Consider the following 15,426-nt stretch of genomic DNA (forward strand, 5'->3'; position numbering starts at 1 on the left):
CCGCCGCTCACCGCTTTGGGGAAAGGTTCACATGGCTCAATTCTCAGTGGAAATTAGACGCCTACCCGGCTCACTTCTGGGTGGAAATCAACACATCACCGCCAGTGAGGCGCCGAAACCTGCTCCGGCCGAAACCCCCAATATATCTGGTGATACGATCGGGTTGCGGAACAGGTTCTGGTAGGCTGCGCCGGCCGCGGCCAGAGCTGCCCCAACCATAATCGCCGCGCCAATGCGCGGCAGCCTGACATTCAGGACGATGAGTTCCTCGCTCGAGGTCCAGTAAGGCTCGATAGGAAAGACCTTGGACGCCAGGATTGCCACAACGCGATCGGGCGGGATAGACACCCTGCCCATTCCGATAGATAGCACGGCCAGGGCTGCAAGCAGCAGGAGTAGCGCTGGTAGAACTGCGTGGTCGCGAGCGGCGGCCGGCAGGCTTCTTCTGCTCTCCAGACCTCGATCAGCAGTCCGGTCTAGCATTTGTCGACGTGGCTGACGTCGACTCCGTTTTCGGCGAAGAATGTTTCGAGGCGGGCGTTGGATTCGGCGTAGCTGCCCTTCTTCCAAACCATGCGCCATTCGCCAGCGCCATCGTCGTAGGCCGCTGTTGGAAACGCCTTCTGGAAGCGCTCAGCGAGGTCCCCATTGCGCGGCATGTCGATGCCATGCAATTCGCACATCTTGGTCAGCGTTACGGGGTTCGAGATAACGGTGTTCATGGGCAATCCCTCCACGTTATATTTGAAAGAATATAGCGAAGTGGATTTATACACGGCGTGTTGCGACTGACAAGCCGAAAACACTTGCGCGATCTATAGTGATCGAAAAGCCTGGTTGTGACCACCGAACGGGGTCAGTTTTCAGGTTTGCGCGGTCTTGAGGCGTGTTGCCGAATTGACCGTCACCCGCGATCAGGCCAAGCCTGAAGTGCCGTTTGAATGTGCGTGCAGGATGCGTTGCTCTTACCGTGTGCTCGTTGGAGCCTCACATCGGTCGTCGGTGCAACCTTCTTGATTTTCCGGTTCGCCGCCAGCCGCAATATGAGGGAAGGGGGCGGAGAGAGCCAGAGCAATGCGTGCACCGACTGCGATGTCGTCTTCGATCCCGAAGCTCTGATATCCGATCGAACCGTCGCGGCCGATGAGGACAGATGAGGGCGTGCCGCGCAGGCTGAATCTTCTCATCGTTACCGGCATATCGGAGGTGTCATCTGCGAGGTCGACACCAACCGGGTGCGAGATGCGATATTCATGCAGAAAGGCACGAAGGGTCACCGGCGTCATCGCCGCGTGGTGTTCAAACACGGTGTGGATGCCGATCACCTGAAGATCGGTATGACTGAAAATACGTTCGATACGCTGAACCTGCGGGATCGAACCCGTCACGCAGCCGGGACAGAGCAGCTGGAACGTATGGATGTAGACAGGCCGCCCGCGCAGCGCTGCCAGCGACATCGGGGCCGCAGTGTTGAACCACTCGCTGATTGCGAGTTCTGGTGCGAGGGTTAGAGCCGTATTAGGCATTGTGTCTCCTTACAGGGAAAGGCGGGGCGGAAAGCCGCCCACTCGGATCAGCGTACATTGGCGGCGCGTGTCCGGTCTATTGCCTGTGCCCGGTCGATAGGGGTAATTCTGCCCTCGTTCTTTCTCTCTGTTAGCCTGGAGGGTGAGGACATGCGGGCCCGACGATGGCTGTCGGCGGGCCCGCGCTTTCATTTCGAGGAGGTGACCTTGCCGGGAAGGCTGAGATCCCCCGAGGCGATCTTGAAAACGTCGCTCACACAAAGGAGCGGTGCGTGGAGGTTGCCGTTTACCTTCAGTCCCGCCGTCACGCCGTCATACGAGGCGCCGGCGATGCCGCCGATCAACGACAAGGGGATGGTGACGGCCACGGCGTCCGCCTTCAACGTGGTGGGGTAGTCAGGGCTGTCGATCAGCAGGGGAACGCCGGGCCAGGTCGGTGGAAGTTTGGGCTTTGTGCCGTCCGGAATGTCCATGACCTTAAGACCGCCACCACAGGCCTCGTCTTTCGCCAGCACCACCCAGTGCGGATGCCAGACATCCCGGTTTTTGCCACCCTTGGCCGCGTCGTCAAAATCCGGATGGAAAGTGACTGCCAGAGCGACGATGCCCTGATCGTTGTCGAAGCCGATTTCGCCGCTGTTCAGTGAGGTCGGCCAGACATAGGCGAAAATGCCAGAGCCCTCGAACTTGCCGATGGCCTCGGGTTTTTTCGAGCCTGCCTCGCCTCGGACGCGTGTTGTGAAAACCGCGGTGTCGTTGTTTGTCGTGATGGTCGTCTCGACAATGTCGAAGGAAGCCTGCACGGCTTCCTTTGGTTCAGACTTGATCGAATGCGCGGTCGCGCCGCCGGTAAGGCAAAGTGATATCATTCCGGCGAGAAGCCCGTCGGCTGCAAATCTACCAGTCATGATGGTTCGTCTCCTTCTCTCAACTGCCTGGAGGGCTTGACGCCGATCCTTGTCGAAAAGCGTCCCAGTTGGCTGACTGGAGCGCAGGATCGGCTGTTTCGTGGTCGTGGCAATCGATGCGAATGTCTCGTTGGCCGAATGCCGCGTCCACGAAATTGCAGTGATGCGGTCGCTCCGCATCGGTATGAGCGAATGGCACGAAATAGCAGCAGTTCACGCACATGCGTTGAATGGGGATGGCTTCGATCTCCTGGAGGTGCCTGATCATCTTGGCCAACATGAGCAGCATGTTCTCCTGTTCACCAGCGGCCAAGGCTGCGGCAGCCTGTTCGGCGACGCTGAGCGGAGCGTTATCCTTTTGAAGGGCGGATAACCCATCGTCGGTCAAGGTTATGTTCACCGCCCGTCGGTCGGCTGTTGAGCTGGTTTTGGTGATCAGGCCCTTTCGCTCCAGCGCAATAATCGAGTCGGTCGCGGTCGGTTGCGAAACGCCCAGGTGAGCGGCAATATCCTTCACGCTCATCCCATCTGAACGACCCTCGATTAGTTCCAGGATCGATAATTGCGTCGGATTCAGGCCAGCGGCCTTTGCTCGCTGCCAGTCATCGATTCGCATCGTCGTTGCCAGTCGCGACAGACCCTCGCGAATGCGACGATTGATGGATGATGGATTTCTGTGTGACGCCATAATGCAATAGTACATAGGAATCCTATGTATGCAAGTATCAGCCGGATTAACGCCCGGCAGAGACACAGGCGATCCCCAAATGGAGAAGCGCGCAGGCTAAGCGTCGGAAAGGTCGCCACTATTCAGCGTGGATGTGAAAATCGAAATTTAGCTGAGGTACGAATGGTGGGCGTGACAGGGATTGAACCTGTGACCCCTACGATGTCAACGTAGTGCTCTCCCGCTGAGCTACACGCCCATTCGCGCCGCGCATACAACACTTTTGTTTCGGCCCGTCAATAGCGATTGGCGGGGAAATCAGCGTGAATTGGCGATTGCGGCGTTGAGACCTTATGCGGCCTGCAACATCTTCTCAACTTCCGTAACCAGTTCGCGGAGATGGAACGGTTTTGAGAGGATCTTCGCATCACGCGGAGCCTTCGAATCAGGGTTCAGCGCGACCGCAGCGAAGCCGGTGATGAACATCACCTTGAGGTCGGGATCGATTTCCGTCGCGCGCCGCGCAAGTTCGATTCCGTCCATCTCGGGCATTACGATGTCCGTCAACAGCAGCGAGAAGGGCTCTTCACGAAGCCTTTCAAAGGCGCTGGCGCCATTGTCGAAGTCAATTACCTGATAGCCCGCGCGCTCCAAGGCTTTCACCAGAAAGCGGCGCATATCTTCATCATCTTCTGCAAGCAGAATGCGCGTCATTGCAATTATGTCCGTCCAGCTTCGATATTGGCGAAGCGTTCCCAAAATTAACCATCATTCATATGGCTGTGGGATGGTAAACATCAAGTGAATTTGGCCTAAAGCTCTTGCGGATATCGCAGATCGATCTCGCTGGACACCAGACAGCGCAAGTGGCAGTTTGAGCTATGTTTACAGCGACTTTTGGAGTTTTGGCGTGAGCGTTTCGGAAGATTTTTCTCCTTCCAGGGCGTTTGCGGTCAGCCGTGCAGCAGAACAGCGTGTTCCCTTTGTTTTCAATTCGCCCCATAGCGGGCGGCATTATCCGGCGCGTTTTCTGGAAATGTCGCGGCTGGATCCGATAGCGATTCGCCGCTCGGAAGATTGCTATGTGGATGAGCTTTTCAGTAGCGTCACCGCGCTTGGCGCGCCGCTGCTCTCGGCGCACTTTCCGCGCGCCTATCTCGATGTGAATCGGGAGCCTTGGGAACTCGACCCTCGCATGTTCTCTGATCCTCTGCCGTCCTTTGCGAATACCCGCTCGCCGCGCGTTGCCGGTGGGCTGGGCACCGTGCCCAGGCTCGTTGGCGAGGGGGCGGAAATCTACGCCCATCGCCTGCCGCTTTCGGAGGCGACAGACCGGATCGAGCGGATTTACCAGCCCTATCACGCAACGCTGAAACAGCTTTTGAGCGAGACGCGAAACGCCTTTGGTTATGCGGTGCTGGTCGATTGCCATTCCATGCCAGCTGGCATTCGCCTGGGCGACTCTGGCATGCGGCCTGATTTTATCATCGGCGACAGGTTTGGCAGTTCCGCGTCGCGCACACTATCCGAGGCTACGATCCAGCTTTTGGCGGATCGCGGGTTCAGCGTGGCGCATAACCGTCCTTACGCGGGCGGATATATCACGGAACACTATGGCAGACCCGCGCGCGGCGTTCATGCAATACAGATCGAGATAAATCGCGGTCTGTATATGGATGAGCAGACGCTGCAAAAATTGGCTGGTTTTGATGCTCTGGCTGTAGAAATTGCGAGTTTTGCGGCTGATCTTATGGCATTGCCAGACTATTGTTTTGGCGATTTGCCGCTGGCTGCGGAGTAATGGACGGCGAGCAATGGGGCAAAAAAGAACCGCACCGTTTGCGCGATGCGGTCAAGTCTAGGGAGGAAACGCCCAAGCTGGGCGCGGACAGATCGCTCCGTCCGAGAGTTAGACTATGTTGCGATGCACAAATGTCAAGCGTGCTGTATTGCAATCGCGGCAATTGTATCATTTGATCACAGTAAGTTCTTCAAGAGGTTACCTTGCAAATAGATCCAGAATTCATGCGCCGCATTGCGGCAGTGGCTGCGCGCGAGTCTTTGCCCCGATTTCGCCAGCAAGGGGCTGTCACCAACAAGCAGGAAGGCGGGTTCGACCCTGTTACCGAGGCTGACCGGCAGGCTGAGCGATCCATCCGCGCGCTCATCAACGAGCAATTTCCCGATCATGGTATTCTTGGCGAGGAATTCGGTTCGGAAAATGCCGATGCAGAGCATGTCTGGGTGATCGATCCCATTGATGGTACGCGTTCGTTTATATCCGGCATTCCGTTGTGGGGAACGCTGGTTGGTCTGACGCGCAATGGTGATGCCGTTGCCGGCATGATGGCGCAGCCATTCATTGGCGAGTTGTTCTACGCAACGGGGCACGGGTCGTTCTACGAGGGGCCGCACGGAGCCAACAAACTGACGACGCGCCCGACAGAATCCATCGCTAACGCCACCATGTGCACCACTACGCCGTTCCTGTTCAAGGATGCACAGAAGGATGCGTTCGAACGGCTGGAGAATGCGGTGCAATTGTCGCGTTACGGCACGGATTGCTACGCCTATGCGATGGTAGCGGCGGGGCAGGTCGATCTCGTGGTGGAAACTGCCTTGCAGCCTTATGACATTGTCGCGCTCATTCCGATCATTGAGCAGGCGGGCGGCAAGATCACCAATTGGGATGGCGGTCCCGCCGAGCAGGGTGGCGGCATTGTAGCCGCTGCAAATCCGCGCTTGCACGATGCTGCGATGAAAATTCTCCACGCTTGACGAAAGCCTTCTCATGTTTTTTGCATCTGACAATTGGGCAGGCGCGCATCCTGATGTTGCTGCGGCGCTCAGTGAGGCGGCAGGCGGCTTTGATCCGGCCTATGGCTCGGGCGCATGGGACAAGCGTGTAACGGCGCGGTTCAGTGAAATCTTCGAGCGTGAAGTCGCTGTGTTCTTTGTTTCCACGGGCACGGCTGCCAACTCTCTGTCGCTTGCGTCAGTCGCGAAGGTGGGCGGCGTGGTGTTTTGCCATCCGGAGGCGCATATCCGGGAGGATGAGTGCGGCGCGCCGGAGTTTTTATCTGGCGGCCTGCGGTTGCACGCCGTGGAAGGCGCGCGCGGCAAGATGGATCCGGCTTTGTTGCACGAAGCGATTGGACTTTTTCCGCCGGGCTTTGTTCACGGCGGGCGTCCCGCAGCCGTTTCGATCACACAGGCGAGTGAAATCGGCACCGTGCATTCACTGGCCGAAATTGACGCGATTGTAGATGTTGCTCGCGCGCATGGTCTTCCGCTTCACATGGACGGCGCGCGCTTTGCCAATGCGCTTGTCGCGTTGGGTTGCACGCCGGCAGAGATGACATGGCGGCGCGGCATTGATCTGCTTTCGTTTGGTGGCACGAAAAACGGCTGCTGGTGTGCGGAGGCGGTCGTGCTGTTCGATCCGTCCCGCGCGGGCGAGTTCGCCTTTCATCATAAGCGCGCCGCGCAATTGTTCTCGAAGTCGCGCTTCGTCGCTGCGCAGTTCGAGGGCTATTTCGCTGACGATTTATGGTTGCACAATGCTCGCCATGCCAATGCAATGGCGCAGCGTTTGGCTTCGATGTTTGAGGGGTTGCCAACTGCTCGCCTCGCATGGGAGCCCGATGCGAACGAGGTATTTCCGATTCTGAAGAAGAACACGGCAGATCGTCTGAAGGCCAACGGCGCGGCATTTTACGATTGGCGCGCACCCCATTGGTATGAGGGGCCGATTGGGGAAGACGAAGTGCTATGCCGCTTCGTCACCAGCTTTGCGACGCGCGAGGGAGACATCGCCGCGCTGTTCGGGTGCTTGGGCTGAGATAGTCCAGAGAAAACACCCCTCATCTGGCGGATGAGGGGTAACGCTAAGCGCTTTCCGCCCGCAATTACCGCGGCAGAACGGTCGAGCCCATCAGTGTTTCATCGATGGATGCCGCGGCCTGGCGACCTTCGCGGATCGCCCAGACCACCAGCGACTGACCACGGCGAACATCACCCGCGACATACAGCCTGTCGATGTTCGTGCGATAATCCCGATCGTTTGCGGCAACATTCTGCGAACGGCGCGTGTCCGTGATGATGTCCAGCTTGCCGTCCAACTCTGTCGTCACTGCTCCGCTGATCGGCCCGGCAAAGCCGATAGCAATAAATGCCAGATCGGCGCGGATCACAAACTCCGTTCCGGGGATAGGCTTGCGCTTTTCATCGACCTCGCAGCACTTCACGCCGGTCAGTTCGCCGTCCTCGCCGATAAACTCCAGCGTAGCGACCTGAAATTCGCGCTGTGCGCCTTCAGCCTGCGAAGATGACGTGCGCATCTTCGTTGCCCAGTACGGCCAAACGGCGAGCTTGTTTTCCTTTTCGGGCGGCTGCGGACGAATGTCGAGTTGCGTCACACGCACCGCGCCCTGCCGGAAAGCCGTGCCAACACAGTCCGATGCTGTGTCACCACCGCCGACGACGACGATATGCTTGCCGCCCGCGAGGATCGGCTCGGAAGGCCATGCTGACGACTGAATGCCCTCGCCTCCAACGCGCCGGTTCTGCTGCACCAGATAGGGCATAGCGTCATGCACGCCGTGGAATTCGGTGCCGGGAATACCCGCGGGGCGGGGCGCTTCCGAGCCGCCGCAATAGAGCACCGCGTCAAACTCAGCGAGCAAATCCTCAACCTTCTTGTCCACGCCAACATTGATGCCGCAATGGAACGTCACGCCTTCGCCGGACATCTGCACTACGCGCCGGTCGATATAGTGCTTCTCCATCTTGAAGTCTGGAATGCCGTAGCGCAGCAGGCCGCCGGGGCGGCTCTCGCGTTCATAGACATGTACCTCGTGGCCCGCGCGGCCAAGCTGCTGCGCCGCAGCCATGCCGGAGGGACCGGAACCGATTATCGCCACCCGCTTGCCGGTCTTTTTCTCGGCAGGGTAGGGGCGCACATAGCCGCTCTCGTAAGCCTTGTCGGCCAGCGCCTGCTCAACGGTCTTGATGGCAACCGGAATGTCCTCAAGGTTCAGCGTGCACGCCTCCTCGCAAGGTGCGGGGCAAACGCGGCCGGTGAACTCGGGGAAATTGTTGGTCGAATGCAGGTTGCGGATCGCCTGCTCCCAATCTCCATTATAAACCAGATCGTTCCAGTCGGGGATCTGGTTGTGGATCGGGCAGCCTGTTGGCCCATGACAAAACGGAATGCCGCAATCCATGCAACGTGCGGCCTGCTTCTCGACCTCTTTATCAGACATCGGAAGCGTAAATTCGCGGAAGTGGCGAATGCGGTCGGATGCCGGCTGGTACTTGTGCACCTGCCGGTCGATCTCAAGGAAGCCTGTTACCTTGCCCATTTCAGTTCCAGTTCTCTTGGGCGGAGCTTCAGCTCACGCCCTGGATTTCATATGATCGGAAGCGGATGCCTATTCCGCAGCGACGCCCATGCGCATACGCGCCATTTCTTCGAGCGCCCGTTTATACTCGACTGGCATGACCTTGCGGAACTTTGGCCGATAATCCGACCAGTTCTCAAGGATCGCCTTTGCCTTTGTCGAGCCTGTATAATGCACATGGTTCGAGATGAGCTGGTGAAGTCGCTCTTCGTCATGGGTGGTCATGTCGCCGGATACGTCGACTCGTCCCTTGAAGTCGATGTCGCCGCCGTGGTGGTGCAGCCGCTCAAGAAGCGCGTCCTCTTCCGGAACAGGCTCGAGTTCAACCATCGCCATGTTGCAGCGCGTAGCGAAATCGCCTTCTTCATCAAGTACATAGGCCACGCCGCCAGACATGCCCGCAGCGAAGTTGCGGCCCGTCTTGCCGAGAACGACCACAATGCCGCCGGTCATGTATTCGCAGCCGTGGTCGCCCACGCCCTCGACGACCGCCGCCGCGCCCGAATTGCGCACGGCAAAGCGCTCGCCTGCAACACCGCGGAAGTAGCACTCACCTTCGGTCGCGCCGTAAAGCACGGTGTTGCCGACGATTATCGAGTCTTCCGCCACGATCTTGGCTTCGTCCGATGGCCGAACGATGATCTTGCCACCCGACAATCCTTTGGCCACGTAGTCGTTGCCGTCCCCGATAAGGTCGAAGGTCACGCCCCGCGCCAGAAACGCGGCGAATGACTGTCCGGCCGTGCCGCGCAGCTTCACCGAAATCGTGTCCTCGCGCAGGCCCTTGTGCTTGTAGCGCCGTGCCACCTCGCCGGAAAGCATCGCGCCTGCAGAGCGGTCGACGTTCTTGATGTCGACCTCGATCTCCACCGGCTGACGTGCCTCGAGTGCAGGCTTGGCAAGTTCGATCAGCTTGCGGTCGAGCACATCGTCAATCGGGTGCTTCTGGCGCTTGGTCCAGTGAGTTTCTTCAACCGGCGCATCAGGCTTGTAGAAGAGCTTCGAGAAATCGAGACCCTTCGCCTTCCAGTGGTTGATCAGCTCGCGCTTTTCCAGAAGATCGACATCGCCGATAATCTCGTCCAGATGGCGGAAGCCCATCGCAGCCAGCAGGGCGCGCACTTCTTCTGCAACATAGAAGAAGAAGTTGATAACGTGTTCCGGCGTGCCCTTGAACCGCTTGCGCAGCACGGGGTCTTGCGTGGCGACACCCACAGGGCATGTGTTCAGATGGCACTTGCGCATCATGATGCAGCCTGCCGCTATTAGCGGTGCCGTCGAGAAGCCGAACTCATCGGCACCCAGCAGCGCGCCGATAACCACGTCGCGCCCGGTGCGAAGTCCGCCGTCTACCTGCAATGCAACGCGCGAACGCAGGCCATTCAGCACCAGTGTCTGGTGCGTTTCGGCAAGGCCCATTTCCCATGGCGAACCGGCGTGCTTGAGCGAGGTTAGCGGCGATGCGCCGGTTCCTCCATCATAGCCGGAGATGGTGATGTGGTCTGCGCGCGCTTTGGCAACGCCAGCCGCAACCGTGCCGACGCCAACCTCAGACACAAGTTTCACCGAAATATCGGATGAAGGGTTGACGTTCTTCAGGTCGAATATGAGCTGTGCCAGATCCTCGATCGAGTAGATGTCATGGTGCGGCGGCGGCGAAATCAGGCCAACGCCCTGCGTGGAGTGCCTTGTCTTGGCGATGGTCGCGTCCACCTTATGGCCCGGCAACTGTCCGCCTTCGCCGGGCTTTGCACCCTGCGCCACCTTGATCTGGATCATGTCGGAGTTGACCAGATATTCGGTTGTCACGCCGAAGCGTCCTGATGCCACCTGTTTGATCGCCGAGCGTTCCGGGTTTGGCTTGCCGTCCGGTAGCGGGAAATAGCGGTCGGGCTCTTCCCCGCCTTCGCCCGTGTTCGACTTGCCGCCGATGCGGTTCATGGCAATCGCCAGTGTGGTGTGCGCCTCGCGGCTGATCGAGCCGAACGACATTGCTCCTGTCGAGAAGCGCCGAACGATGTCCGCTGCCGACATCACTTCGTCGATAGGAACAGGCTTACGGCCAGTCTCTTCCGCCAGCTTGATCTTGAACAGCCCGCGAACGGTCTGCGCGTGTGCTGTCTCGCTGTCGATCTGCTTCGAATATTGCTGGAACGTATCCCACGACCCGTGCCGCACTGCGTGTTGCAGCGTAGCGACAGCATCGGGCGACCACATATGTGCTTCGCCGCGCATGCGGAACATATATTCGCCGCCCACTTCGAGATTGTGCGCGAGAACGGGATCGTTGCCGAACGCGTCCGCGTGACGGGATGCCGTTTCTGTCGCGACCTCTTCCAGCCCGACACCTTCGATGGTCGTGGCCGTGCCGGTGAAATACTGATCCACGAACGGCGTGGACAGGCCGATGGCGTCGAAAATCTGCGCGCCGCAATAGGACTGATAGGTCGAGATGCCCATCTTGGACATGACCTTCAAAATGCCCTTGCCGATCGACTTGATGTAACGGGACACGACCTCGTACGGATCGACCTCTGCCGGCATTTCGCCGCGCTGGTGCATATCGAGCAAAGTGTCGAAAGCCAGATAGGGGTTGATCGCCTCCGCGCCATAGCCTGCGAGACAGCAGAAATGGTGTATCTCGCGCGGTTCGCCGGATTCCACCACCAACCCCACAGATGTGCGCAGTCCCTTGCGAACGAGGTGATGATGCACGGCTGCTGTTGCCAGCAGGGAAGGGATGGCAATGCGGTCCGGCCCGACCTGACGGTCCGACAGGATAATGATGTTGTAGCGCCCCGCCACTGCCGCCTCTGCACGTTCGCACAGGCGTTCGATAGCCCCCGCCATGCCCGACGCGCCCTCGGTGGCCGCATAGGTTATGTCGATGGTCTTGGTGTCGAAGCTCTCCTCGGTGTGGCCGATGGAGCGGATCTTTTCCAGGTCGCCATTGGTAAGAATAGGCTGACGCACCTCAAGCCGCTTGCGGCGAGAGGTTCCCACCAGATCCAGAATGTTCGGGCGCGGACCGATGAAGGAGACGAGGCTCATCACCAGTTCCTCGCGGATCGGGTCGATGGGCGGGTTCGTCACCTGCGCGAAGTTCTGCTTGAAGTAGGTGTAAAGCAGCTTTGATTTGTCCGACATCGCCGAAATCGGCGTATCGGTTCCCATGGACCCAACAGCTTCCTGACCTGTAACGGCCATCGGAGCCATCAACAGCTTCAGGTCTTCCTGCGTGTAGCCAAACGACTGCTGACGGTCGAGCAGGGACACATCCCTGCGCAACGCGCGCGGCTCAACGGGCTTCAAGTCTTCCAGAATAAGCTGCGCGCGCGCCAGCCATTCCTTGTAAGGGTGCTTGTGTGCAATTTCCGACTTGATCTCTTCATCGGAAATGATGCGACCCTTCACGAGGTCGATCAACAGCATCTTGCCGGGCTGCAGGCGCCATTTTCTGACAATGTGCTTTTCTTCCACCGGAAGCGCACCGGCTTCTGATGCAAGGATCACGCGGTCATCGTCGGTAACAATATAGCGCGCCGGGCGCAGGCCGTTGCGGTCAAGCGTTGCGCCGATCTGGCGGCCATCCGTAAAGGCAAGCGCTGCCGGGCCATCCCACGGCTCCATGAGCGCCGCATGGTATTCGTAGAATGCCTTGCGGTCCTCATCCATGGACTTGTTGCCTGCCCATGCTTCGGGCACCAGCATCATCATGGCGTGGCTCAGTCTGTAGCCGCCCTGGAACAGGAATTCGAGCGCGTTGTCAAAGCACGCCGTGTCCGACTGCCCCTCATAGGAAATCGGCCAGATCTTTGAAATGTCGTTTCCGAACAGTTCGGAATCCACGGATGCCTGCCGCGCCGCCATCCAGTTGTTGTTGCCGCGCACGGTGTTGATCTCGCCATTGTGCGCGAGCATGCGATACGGGTGTGCCAGCTTCCATGACGGGAAAGTGTTGGTCGAAAAGCGCTGATGGACAAGGATAAGCGCGGTTTCGAAACGCGGGTCGGATAGATCCTTGTAATATGCGCCCACCTGATAGGCGAGGAACATGCCCTTATAAACGATCGTGCGCGACGAAAGCGAAACGCAGTAAGCGCCAATGTCCCTGTTGTTGTTCTCGGCATAAATGCGACCGGAAATCACTTTCCGCAGAATATATAGCCGCGCTTCATATTCCTCATCGTCGGTGATGTCCGGCGTGCGGCCGATGAAAACCTGGCGATGGAATGGCTCCGAAGCAACGATTTCGGGCGCCTTCGACAGCGAAGAGTTATCCACCGGAACGTCGCGGAAGCCGAGAACCGGCAGTCCTTCCGACTGTGCGCTTTCGCGGATGATATCGTCGATGTGGGCGCGCATTTCGGTGTCTTGCGGCATGAACCAGTGGCCGACACCGTATTGGCCCGCCGGCGGCAACTTGACGCCGAGTGCAGCCATTTCGTCGCGGAAGAATCGGTCAGGAATTTGCACGAGCACGCCTGCGCCGTCGCCAACGAGCGGATCGGCACCCACAGCGCCGCGATGCGTCAGGTTTTCGAGCATGAAAAGCCCGTCCTTGACGATCTCGTGCGACTTCACACCCTTCATCTGCGCAATAAAACCGACGCCGCAGGCATCATGCTCATTTCGCGGATCGTAAAGACCTCGTTTAGTCGGCAGGCCGGGAATGGTGGTGTTTTTGACGGTCGCCGCATTCGTCTGCGCGGCGAGCTTTTGCTCTGTCACTGCAGATGGCGTCATGTCCGTCATCGTCATTCCCTCCGTTCTGGCCCTTTCGGGCGACAATGGCCAAGGCATAACCCTTCAGCCGCTCAATGCAACCCACGCGAAACGCCGGACTGCGCAGATGCGCCCACCCGGCTATTCATGCGATCAAATAAGACAGCAATACTGTCCTAAATTTATATGTCAGAAATCCAGGCTGCGCACAAGAAGGATTCGAAAAGAAATATGCTCGTTACAGAAACAAAATGTCGCGGCACGGCTGTTTGCCGCAAGCTTATAAGCGAAACGGCCTGCTGCGCTTAAGCCGACGATCCCGGAATATAGGCGTCGAACGCGGCCCAGAATTGCTGGAGATAATAATCGCGCTCCTGCAAAATCTCGTGTTTTGCGCCGTCGATCGTCACGCAATAGCTGGATCGCAGGTGTCGGGCATAGCGCTCGATGGCTCGACTCGAAACGACTGTATCTGCCCCGGCGGCAACAAACAGAATCGGAATGTGCAGGCGCGCCATGTAATCGGGGTCGGATACGCGTCGCGCCGCGTGGACGGCTGCATGCATCCACCGAATCGTCGGCCCGCCTAGCGATAGTCTCGGGTGCGTGGTGAACAGCCTCACATTGCGCGCGTAACGGTCCGGATCACTCGTCACATTGTTGCGGTCAAACGGTGTTGGCTTCCATTTGCCCCCGGTCGCGTAAAAGCTGCCAAAACCGGCTAGCTTCAACAGATTGGCCAGTCGTCTCAGCGTGTTTGCGGAAAGCGGCATCCGTCCCACTTCCAGAAGCGGGGCGAGCAACACCATGCGCTCAACTCTGTTGCGCAGGCGCGGCGCGGCATCAAGCGCAATGAGCGCGCCCGTAGAATGCGCGACAATAAAATATGGCCCTCGGCAATCCGGCAGCACGATTTCGCTGAAAAACTGATCGAGATCGTCGGCGTAAACGTCAAAATCGGAAACGTCGCCGCGCAGCGGGTCCATCAATTCGCGGTCGGAAAGCCCTTGTCCGCGCCAGTCGAATGTCGCCACACCAAAACCACGCTCAATCAGCGAGCGTGTGGTTTCGAAATATTTTTCGATTGGTTCGTTGCGGCCCGGCAGCAATATGACCGTGCCTTTTATCGGGCGGGCGCTTGCCTTGAACAATGCGTAGCGCAAGCGCCTGTTGCCCTGTGCAACGATAAAGCCTGAATTTGCTCCATCGGGAATCTCATTGCCGGAGATTTCGAGCAGAAATTCTTTCATAGGGCCTTCGATTTGCCGCCACCGCGCACTCCCTACGGGTGATACCCGCACTGTCTGCAATTGCAAAGAGAAAGCGTCTGGTTACGGAAAAGCAAAGGCCGAAGGCACGTCTCCATGCCTTCGGCCAGTTGAGATCCCGGATGGAAGGGACGTTACGCCCGGAATCTGCCCACTTCAGCGCGCACCCCAACCGCCACGCGCCAACTATGAGTCGTGTGCATTTTGGTTAGAGCCGCATGAATGGAAGCAGAAAGGTTTGTTCATCTGCCGTTCATGTTCATTGCGATGACACAAGCCGTTGAAATCGATCGGGCCCTTGAAATCGATCGGGCCAAAACCCAGATCAGTGCAGCGGTCGCCGCAATCGGGACCGCTGATCCCACCGGAACGCCAAAATGGGTTCCGCAAGCGATCAAACGCAAGAAAACGTTGCTCAAAGGAGAACTAAAGCATGCGTCACGTTGATTTTTCCCCTCTTTACCGTTCCACCGTCGGCTTTGATCGGCTGTTCAATATGCTGGATGCTCACGCTGCCCCCGAGGGTGGTCCGAGCTATCCGCCCTATAACATCGAGCGCACCGGCGAGAATTCCTATCGGATTTCCATGGCGGTAGCTGGTTTCTCGGAAGACGAAATTTCGATTGAAGCCCATCGCAATGTGCTCACGGTGAAGGGCGAGCGCGCCAACGAGACGACCGGCGAAGGCTCCGAGATACTGTATCGCGGCATCGCTTCCCGTTCGTTTGAGCGTCGCTTCCAGCTTGCTGATCATGTCGACGTAAGCGGTGCGAACCTCAAGAACGGCCTGCTTCACATCGACCTTCAGCGCAACATTCCCGAAGAACTGAAGCCTCGCAAAATCGAGATTGCTTCTGCCGGTGCGAAAGCCAAGCAGATCGAAGCAAAGACGACCAAGCAGTAAGCTTGCTTTAGCTGTCTGAGTAAAAG

14 protein-coding genes and 1 tRNA gene are annotated in these 15,426 nt (G+C 58.3%); 5 read left to right on the forward strand and 10 right to left on the reverse strand.

Translation table 11 applies throughout. From position 1 onward, the window contains the following. Positions 1–87: 87 nt before the first annotated feature. The 7 genes from DY251_RS10415 to cpdR form a co-directional block, all read right to left on the reverse strand. Entirely contained in the window at positions 88–582 is a 495-nt protein-coding gene (locus DY251_RS10415; RefSeq protein WP_342633561.1) for an iron chelate uptake ABC transporter family permease subunit, read from the reverse strand. Continuing rightward, positions 477–722, reverse strand: coding sequence for a hypothetical protein (locus DY251_RS10420; protein WP_116623848.1), 246 nt, complete (start codon positions 720–722; stop codon positions 477–479). Before DY251_RS10420 ends, DY251_RS10415 begins: the two co-directional genes overlap by 106 nt. 243 nt (positions 723–965) lie before the next feature. Further along, positions 966–1,526, reverse strand: a complete 561-nt coding sequence (locus DY251_RS10425) for a thioredoxin domain-containing protein (RefSeq protein ID WP_342633562.1) — start codon at positions 1,524–1,526, stop codon at positions 966–968. Positions 1,527–1,714: 188 nt separating this feature from the next. Then, on the reverse strand, positions 1,715–2,434 hold the full coding sequence (locus DY251_RS10430; RefSeq protein ID WP_116623849.1) for a hypothetical protein: 720 nt from the start codon (positions 2,432–2,434) through the stop codon (positions 1,715–1,717). Positions 2,435–2,453: 19 nt separating this feature from the next. Then, positions 2,454–3,122, reverse strand: a complete 669-nt coding sequence (locus tag DY251_RS10435) for a MarR family winged helix-turn-helix transcriptional regulator (protein ID WP_116623850.1) — start codon at positions 3,120–3,122, stop codon at positions 2,454–2,456. A gap of 163 nt (positions 3,123–3,285) precedes the next feature. Beyond that, positions 3,286–3,360: transfer RNA gene (locus tag DY251_RS10440), tRNA-Val, on the reverse strand. Positions 3,361–3,452: 92 nt separating this feature from the next. After that, complete coding sequence (gene cpdR, locus DY251_RS10445; protein ID WP_116623851.1) at positions 3,453–3,815, reverse strand: cell cycle two-component system response regulator CpdR; 363 nt, start codon at positions 3,813–3,815, stop codon at positions 3,453–3,455. A gap of 196 nt (positions 3,816–4,011) precedes the next feature. On the opposite strand from cpdR, the gene DY251_RS10450 reads away from it, so the two are divergent. The 3 genes from DY251_RS10450 to DY251_RS10460 all read left to right on the forward strand — a co-directional run bounded on the left by DY251_RS10450 (position 4,012) and on the right by DY251_RS10460 (position 6,942). Beyond that, the gene (locus DY251_RS10450) at positions 4,012–4,902 is read left to right on the forward strand and encodes an N-formylglutamate amidohydrolase (protein WP_116623852.1); all 891 of its coding nucleotides are present in this window, start codon (positions 4,012–4,014) and stop codon (positions 4,900–4,902) included. Between the two features lie 203 nt (positions 4,903–5,105). After that, complete coding sequence (hisN, locus tag DY251_RS10455; protein WP_116623853.1) at positions 5,106–5,879, forward strand: histidinol-phosphatase; 774 nt, start codon at positions 5,106–5,108, stop codon at positions 5,877–5,879. A 13-nt stretch (positions 5,880–5,892) separates the two neighbouring features. Then, on the forward strand, positions 5,893–6,942 hold the full coding sequence (locus DY251_RS10460; RefSeq protein WP_116623854.1) for a threonine aldolase family protein: 1,050 nt from the start codon (positions 5,893–5,895) through the stop codon (positions 6,940–6,942). Between the two features lie 67 nt (positions 6,943–7,009). Here the strand turns inward: DY251_RS10460 and DY251_RS10465 are convergent, their stop codons facing one another. The 3 genes from DY251_RS10465 to DY251_RS10475 form a co-directional block, all read right to left on the reverse strand. Further along, positions 7,010–8,464, reverse strand: coding sequence for a glutamate synthase subunit beta (locus DY251_RS10465; protein ID WP_116623855.1), 1,455 nt, complete (start codon positions 8,462–8,464; stop codon positions 7,010–7,012). A 69-nt stretch (positions 8,465–8,533) separates the two neighbouring features. Next, the gene (gltB, locus tag DY251_RS10470; RefSeq protein ID WP_116624042.1) at positions 8,534–13,258 is read right to left on the reverse strand and encodes a glutamate synthase large subunit; all 4,725 of its coding nucleotides are present in this window, start codon (positions 13,256–13,258) and stop codon (positions 8,534–8,536) included. A gap of 275 nt (positions 13,259–13,533) precedes the next feature. After that, a complete protein-coding gene (locus DY251_RS10475) occupies positions 13,534–14,478 on the reverse strand; it encodes an alpha/beta fold hydrolase (protein ID WP_116623856.1) in 945 nt (314 codons plus the stop codon). 240 nt (positions 14,479–14,718) lie between these two features. On the opposite strand from DY251_RS10475, the gene DY251_RS10480 reads away from it, so the two are divergent. Further along, positions 14,719–14,943: a hypothetical protein gene (locus DY251_RS10480; protein ID WP_116623857.1), complete on the forward strand. Its 225-nt coding sequence runs from the start codon at positions 14,719–14,721 to the stop codon at positions 14,941–14,943. Further along, positions 14,930–15,400, forward strand: a complete 471-nt coding sequence (locus DY251_RS10485) for an Hsp20 family protein (RefSeq protein WP_116623858.1) — start codon at positions 14,930–14,932, stop codon at positions 15,398–15,400. The genes DY251_RS10480 and DY251_RS10485 overlap by 14 nt, the downstream gene beginning before the upstream one ends. The last annotated feature ends 26 nt before the right edge of the window (positions 15,401–15,426 follow it).

The sequence above is a fragment of the Mesorhizobium denitrificans genome (genome assembly GCF_003403035.1).
GTDB classification, from domain to species: domain Bacteria; phylum Pseudomonadota; class Alphaproteobacteria; order Rhizobiales; family Rhizobiaceae; genus Mesorhizobium_G; species Mesorhizobium_G denitrificans.

Bases quoted from the DNA above. Each gene is read 5' to 3' on its own strand.
- DY251_RS10460 (WP_116623854.1), top strand. From the start codon at position 5,893: ATGTTTTTTGCATCTGACAATTGGGCAGGCGCGCATCCTGATGTTGCT.
- DY251_RS10475 (WP_116623856.1), bottom strand. From the start codon at position 14,478: ATGAAAGAATTTCTGCTCGAAATCTCCGGCAATGAGATTCCCGATGGA.
- DY251_RS10480 (WP_116623857.1), top strand. From the start codon at position 14,719: ATGGAAGCAGAAAGGTTTGTTCATCTGCCGTTCATGTTCATTGCGATG.
- DY251_RS10415 (WP_342633561.1), bottom strand. From the start codon at position 582: ATGGCGCATGGTTTGGAAGAAGGGCAGCTACGCCGAATCCAACGCCCG.
- cpdR (WP_116623851.1), bottom strand. From the start codon at position 3,815: ATGACGCGCATTCTGCTTGCAGAAGATGATGAAGATATGCGCCGCTTT.
- DY251_RS10465 (WP_116623855.1), bottom strand. From the start codon at position 8,464: ATGGGCAAGGTAACAGGCTTCCTTGAGATCGACCGGCAGGTGCACAAG.
- DY251_RS10435 (WP_116623850.1), bottom strand. From the start codon at position 3,122: ATGGCGTCACACAGAAATCCATCATCCATCAATCGTCGCATTCGCGAG.
- DY251_RS10430 (WP_116623849.1), bottom strand. From the start codon at position 2,434: ATGACTGGTAGATTTGCAGCCGACGGGCTTCTCGCCGGAATGATATCA.
- DY251_RS10485 (WP_116623858.1), top strand. From the start codon at position 14,930: ATGCGTCACGTTGATTTTTCCCCTCTTTACCGTTCCACCGTCGGCTTT.
- DY251_RS10420 (WP_116623848.1), bottom strand. From the start codon at position 722: ATGAACACCGTTATCTCGAACCCCGTAACGCTGACCAAGATGTGCGAA.
- gltB (WP_116624042.1), bottom strand. From the start codon at position 13,258: ATGACGGACATGACGCCATCTGCAGTGACAGAGCAAAAGCTCGCCGCG.
- DY251_RS10425 (WP_342633562.1), bottom strand. From the start codon at position 1,526: ATGCCTAATACGGCTCTAACCCTCGCACCAGAACTCGCAATCAGCGAG.